We start from the raw sequence: 858 nt of genomic DNA, 5'->3' as shown, positions 1-858 counted from the left end.
CATTTATGTCCCCGGGCAAGCATGATAAAATAGAGGTAGGAAGGATAGATAAAGGAGGTTTTGAAGATGAAGATACTGCTGAAAATATTGGTTGCTCCCTTTGCTTTAGCGTTGTCCCTTCTGGCGGCTCTGCTGGTGTTCCTATTTGATATTTGTGCCGTCCTGCTGACGATTGCCTCTGTGATCCTGACGGTGCTGGGTGTCGCTCTCTTTTTCACGCCGACGCCCATAGGCGGGATTGTATTTCTGTTTCTTGCCTTCCTTCTTTCGCCGTATGGACTGCAAGCGGCGGCGGGCTCCCTTCTTTGGGCGCTGGACGGAGGCAAATCCGCTCTGTACCGGTTTCTGGCAAGTTAAGCAGCCTCGGGCCATACTGGCCCGAAGTCGGGGCGGTCTGAATGGGCCGCCCCTTTCTCATGGAAAGGAGGAATGATTTTTGGCTACCACAACTTTGTTGCAGCGCCATGCGGGCGAAGGCGAAACGATTGCTGAGGCTATCCGGGATTGTCTGGACTATGGCAAGGACCCGGAAAAAACAGAAAGCGGAAAGTACATCTCCGCTTATGAATGTGATCCGGTCACTGTGGCGGACGAGTTCCTTTTGGCAAAGGCCAGCTATGCCGCCATGACAGGCCGGGAACAGAAAAAGGCCAATGATGTGCTGTGCTATCAGATACGACAGTCCTTCTATCCGGGGGAGATCACACCGAAAGAGGCGAACCGTATCGGCTATGAGCTGGCTATGCGCTGGACAAAGGGGCGGCACGCTTTTATCGTTACCACGCACACCGATAAGCAGCACATCCATTGTCACATTTATTACAACTCCACCACCCTTGACTGCACCCGGAAATTCCG

General features: G+C 52.9%; 2 protein-coding genes. Both read left to right on the top strand.

Annotated features, from left to right (window positions below):
- Positions 1-66: 66 nt before the first annotated feature.
- On the top strand, positions 67-357 hold the full coding sequence (locus PG722_RS13980) for a CD1845 family protein (protein WP_005927606.1): 291 nt from the start codon (positions 67-69) through the stop codon (positions 355-357).
- A gap of 79 nt (positions 358-436) precedes the next feature.
- The coding region (locus tag PG722_RS13975) for a relaxase/mobilization nuclease domain-containing protein (protein WP_270580893.1) at positions 437-858 on the top strand (422 nt) is incomplete at its 3' end.

This window comes from Butyricicoccus sp. OF27-2pH9A (assembly GCF_027693185.1).
In the GTDB taxonomy this organism is placed as follows: Bacteria; Bacillota; Clostridia; order Oscillospirales; family Butyricicoccaceae; genus Agathobaculum; species Agathobaculum butyriciproducens.
Note: the sequence above shows the minus strand (reverse complement) of the source record. Positions and strands in the feature narration are given on the sequence as shown.

Excerpts from the sequence above, each read along its gene's own strand:
- PG722_RS13980 (WP_005927606.1), top strand. The coding sequence starts at position 67 with ATGAAGATACTGCTGAAAATATTGGTTGCTCCCTTTGCTTTAGCGTTG.